This is a genomic window from Leeia speluncae, assembly GCF_020564625.1.
GTDB lineage: Bacteria > Pseudomonadota > Gammaproteobacteria > Burkholderiales > Leeiaceae > Leeia > Leeia speluncae.
Window position 1 is genome coordinate 1 of record NZ_JAJBZT010000022.1, and the last position, 4,527, is coordinate 4,527.

Consider the following 4,527-nt stretch of genomic DNA (forward strand, 5'->3'; position numbering starts at 1 on the left):
AACTTAGCCCACCAATCCCAACTCACTAGACAACGCACACACACCAAATCCATACGGCTTCGCTGTGCGCTCTATGATCTTCCACACATAATCCGCAAAGCTGCGGCGGAAGATCACAAAGAACCCTTTGTTGTCATGACGGTACACGGTGACGTTGATCTTGCTAATCACGGTGCTAATCGCTTGACCTGGTTCGATGCTTTCGAAGTCATACACGCCTAGGTGACGTAGTGAGGTGACGTGCTCTTTGCCGGTGAGGTACACCATGGTGTAGCCACCCGAGTTATCCACCACTTGTACGTGTTGCTCACCAAGCGCTGCCTCTAGGGATTGCATCAAGCTGGTGTTCTTTTCTTTTGGTCCGGTAATCAACCATTCGTCTGGCGATAACCAGATGACGGTGCCACTTGGACCAAAGCTGAAGGTGCTTGGCTTCACCGGTAGGCTTTGCTTCAGTGTACTTTCCACTGCGCTCACAAACGCTGGATCGTTAGCGTCACCACGCAAGGTGGTGAAGCCACGTAGTGGTAGTTCGTTTGCCCAGATGCCGGCGGTGTCATTTACTAGGCTGGCACGCGCTGGTAGGTCAAAGTGATGCAGGGGTGACTGCATGTAAGGTTTAAATTCAGCCATTTTGACGCTCTCCTTGCGGATCTAGGAAGACAGATGAGGCAATCGTTGCTTTGTGAACCTTGCCACCTGCCCATACGTGTACAGTGTCGCCCATGCGGTCTAGACCACCTTTGACGACAGCCATGGCGACCGAGCGGCCCATGAAGGCGCTGTAGTAGCTAGAGGTCACGTGACCAAACATTTTAACCGGTGGCTCACCTACTTTTGGTGCGACCACTGGGCCTTCCACAATTTGCGCACCTTCGACTAGTACGACGTTTGGATCTTCTGGTAGTAGACCCACGAGTTGTTTACGGTCTTTACGTACGGTATCGCTACGGGTGAGTGAGCGGCGGCCTAAGAAACTAAATGGTTTCTTCATACCAACTGCCCAGCCCATGCCGAGGTCGATTGGACTAACCGAGCCGTCGGTGTCTTGACCAACGATGATGTAGCCTTTTTCTGCACGTAGTACGTGCATGGTTTCGGTGCCGTATGGGGTGATGTCGAATTCCTTACCGGCTTTCATCACTTCTTCCCATAGGTACTGGCCGTAGCTAGCATCCACGTTTACTTCGTAGGCAACTTCACCTGAGAAGCTGATACGGAAGACGCGTGCAGGTAGACCGGCAACGGTTCCTTCGCGGCCGTCCATGAATTTGAAGGCGGCTGGGCTTAGGTCGATGTCTTTACACAGTTTCGCTAATACTTTGCGGCTTTCTGGGCCAACAATCGCGACGGTGCTCCAGTGATCGGTGACAGAGGTGAACCAGACTTTTAGTTCTGGCCATTCTGTTTGGTGCCAGCGTTCTAGCCAGCCCATCACTTTGGCGGCGCCACCAGAGGTGGTGGTCATGTGGAAGTGGTTTTCACCGATACATGCGGTCACACCATCGTCCATTACCATGCCGTTTTCGTCTAGCATCAGACCATAACGACATTTACCTGGCTCTAGTTTTGTCCATGCGTTGGAGTACACGCGGTTGAGGAACTCACGTGCATCCGGGCCACGAACGTCGATCTTACCTAGGGTAGACGCGTCCATGATACCTACGCGGTTACGGGTAGAGACGCATTCGCGGTTCACGGCGGCATGTAGGTCTTCATTACCTTGTGGGAAGTACCAAGGACGCATCCATTGGCCAACCACTTCGTACTTGGCACCACGTGCTTCGTGCGATGGGTGGATCGCGGTATAGCGGCGTGGTTCGAAGGTGTCGCCTTGTAGGTGGCCAGCTAGCGCGCCAAACGTCACTGGTGTGTACGATGGACGGTAGGTGGTGGTACCTACTTCAGAGATTGGTTTACCCATTGCTTCTGCAGCAATCGCAAAACCGTTCACGTTCGATAGCTTACCTTGGTCTGTACCAAAGCCTAGCGCGGTATAGCGTTTGACGTGTTCGATGTTGCGGAAGTTTTCGCGAACAGCGACGTAGATGCCACCAACGTCAACGTCGTTCTGGAAGTCAACAAAGGCTTTTGCGCCTTCGCCTTCTGGTTTGCCATCCGGTACACGGAAGATCTTGCGGGCTTGTGCCACTTCTGCAGAATCTGCTGTTGGTAGATCCAACACCGCTGACTTACCGAGTGATTCACATACGGCTTGCATTGCACGGCCAGTTTGCGCAATCGCGTCTGCCAAGACGAAGTTACCGGTCACAGAACCCACACAAGCAATGCCTGGGCGGCCTGTTTCTGGCACGACGAAAGCGAGACGTTTTTCGTCCCATACTGGACGGCCGCCGTTGTGGCAGAACAAGTGGACGGTTGGTGATTGGCCACCAGACGATAGCAAGGCATCGCAGTTGACGTGTGGACCACGACCAACCACTTTGTTGCTGTGAGTGTCTAGGCGAACAAGATCGGCGCCAGTGACTTTCTTACCACCATGGGCTTTGGCAATACCGTAGCCTAATAGTAGTTCTGCACCGGCGGCTTTCGCTGCCTTTTGGCGTTCTGCTGACGCACCAAATGCACGGGTATCGGCCAACCAAACACGGGCACCACTTTCCGCTAGATCACGTGCGGTGTCGTAAGCGTAGTCGTTGCTGGTCTGGATCAGGATTTCTTTACCTACTTGTACGCCGTAACGGTTTAAGTAAGTTTGGCCTGCGGCGTTGGTTAAGACGCCTGGCAAGTCGTTGTAACCGAACACCAATGGACGTTCGATTGTACCCGTCGCTAACACGATGTGATGGGCACGCACGTTATGTAGACGTTGGCGTGGCGCATCTGGTTCGCGGCTAGCAATTGGTAGGTGATCTTGGATCTGCTCTACCACTTGAATCATGTTGTAGTCGTGCAAAGCAAATGCGGTTGCACGTGGTAGACGCGTCACGAGTGGAGAGGCATCTAGTTCTGCCAGTGATTTCTCTAACCAGGCTGCACCTGATAGGCCATCAATCACTTGATGAGCGTCAGATAGCAACCAGCCACCCATTTCGTTTTGTTCGTCAATGATCAGGGTTTTTAGACCACTACGCGCAGCGATTAGCGCGGCAGAGATACCACATACGCCCGCACCAACAATGATCACGTCTACATGGTGATGCAGGTGATCGTAATGTTCTGGGTCGGCTTCACGTGGTGCTTCTGCGTAACCTGCAGCTTTACGAATCAGTTGTTCGTAGAATGGCCACCAGCCATCTGGCTTCATGAAGGTTTTGTAGTAGAAACCTGGTGGCATAAAGCGACCAAATTTACCTAACAAGCCTTTGGCATCGAAGTTCAATGATGGCCAGCCGGTGGTCGTTGACGCAATCAGGCCTTCGTATAGTTCGATTTGGGTCGCTTTGGCATCCGGTACAGTGTATGCACCCAATTCCAATTGCATCAGTGCATTCGGCTCTTCTGCGCCGGCACCATAAATACCCCGTGGGCGTCCGTATTTAAAGCTACGGCCAATCATACGGGTGCCTTCTGCCAATAGTGCAGAGGCTAAGGTATCGCCGTGATAGCCTTGGTAGCTTTTGTTGTCGAACGTGAAGTTGACAGGACGGTTGTAGTCAATGCGGGCACTGCCGCGCTTTACGCGATATGGGTTCACGCCGCATTCTCCTCTGTGTAAATCTTCTTACCTTCCGCCAAGGTCCAAGAACCGGCGATTTCATAAGTTGCGGTGTTACGTTTTACCGCGAGCACTTTGCGGCAACCAGCTGCGTGTTGCCATTGTTCCCAGTGCCAGCCTTTGGTGTTCTTACGCATAAACACGTAGTCACCCCACGTTTCGTCGTCCGCAGTTTCCGGATCCGCTGGGCGCACAATGTAGGCTTCTCCAGCGTAGCTGTATTCTTCTTCGTCTCGCAGTTCGTTACAGAACGGGCAATGAATCTGAAGCATGTTGTTCTCTCCTTAGTGCGCCACAGCGGCCGCGCCGTGTTCGTCGATCAGGTGACCTGTGTGGAAACGGTCGATCGAGAACGCTGCATTCAATGGATGCGGGGCGTCGTTGGCAATGGTGTGGGCAAATACGTGACCGGATCCTGGTGTGGCTTTGAAACCACCGGTACCCCATCCGCAGTTGAAGTACAGTCCTTTGACTTTGGTCTTCGAGATGATTGGGCAAGCGTCTGGCGACACGTCCACAATACCACCCCACTGACGGTTCATTCGGACACGAGAGAACATCGGGAACAATTCGATAATCGCTGCAGCGGTATGTTCGATGATGTGTGGGCTACCGCGTTGGCCGTAACCTAGGTAGCTATCGATACCGGCACCGATCACCAATTCGCCTTTGTCTGATTGGCTAACGTAGCCGTGTACCGCGTTTGACATCACAACAGTGTCAATACATGGTTTCATGGATTCAGACACAAACGCTTGTAGCGGATGCGATTCAATTGGCAAGCGGATGCCGGCCATTTTAGCCATCACAGAAGAGTGACCAGCGGTCACACAACCGACGCGATTGGC

The 4,527-nt window shown here is 52.9% G+C and carries 4 protein-coding genes; all 4 read right to left on the reverse strand.

Annotation, left to right across the window (positions count from 1 at the left end):
* Nucleotides 1–3 precede the first annotated feature (3 nt).
* On the reverse strand, nt 4–633 hold the full coding sequence (locus tag LIN78_RS17870) for a sarcosine oxidase subunit gamma (protein WP_227182244.1): 630 nt from the start codon (nt 631–633) through the stop codon (nt 4–6).
* The gene (locus tag LIN78_RS17875; RefSeq protein ID WP_227182245.1) at nt 626–3,658 is read right to left on the reverse strand and encodes a sarcosine oxidase subunit alpha family protein; all 3,033 of its coding nucleotides are present in this window, start codon (nt 3,656–3,658) and stop codon (nt 626–628) included. Before LIN78_RS17875 ends, LIN78_RS17870 begins: the two co-directional genes overlap by 8 nt.
* On the reverse strand, nt 3,655–3,951 hold the full coding sequence (locus LIN78_RS17880; RefSeq protein WP_227182246.1) for a sarcosine oxidase subunit delta: 297 nt from the start codon (nt 3,949–3,951) through the stop codon (nt 3,655–3,657). The genes LIN78_RS17875 and LIN78_RS17880 overlap by 4 nt, the downstream gene beginning before the upstream one ends.
* 12 nt (nt 3,952–3,963) lie before the next feature.
* The coding region (locus LIN78_RS17885; RefSeq protein ID WP_227182247.1) for an FAD-dependent oxidoreductase at nt 3,964–4,527 on the reverse strand (564 nt) is incomplete at its 5' end.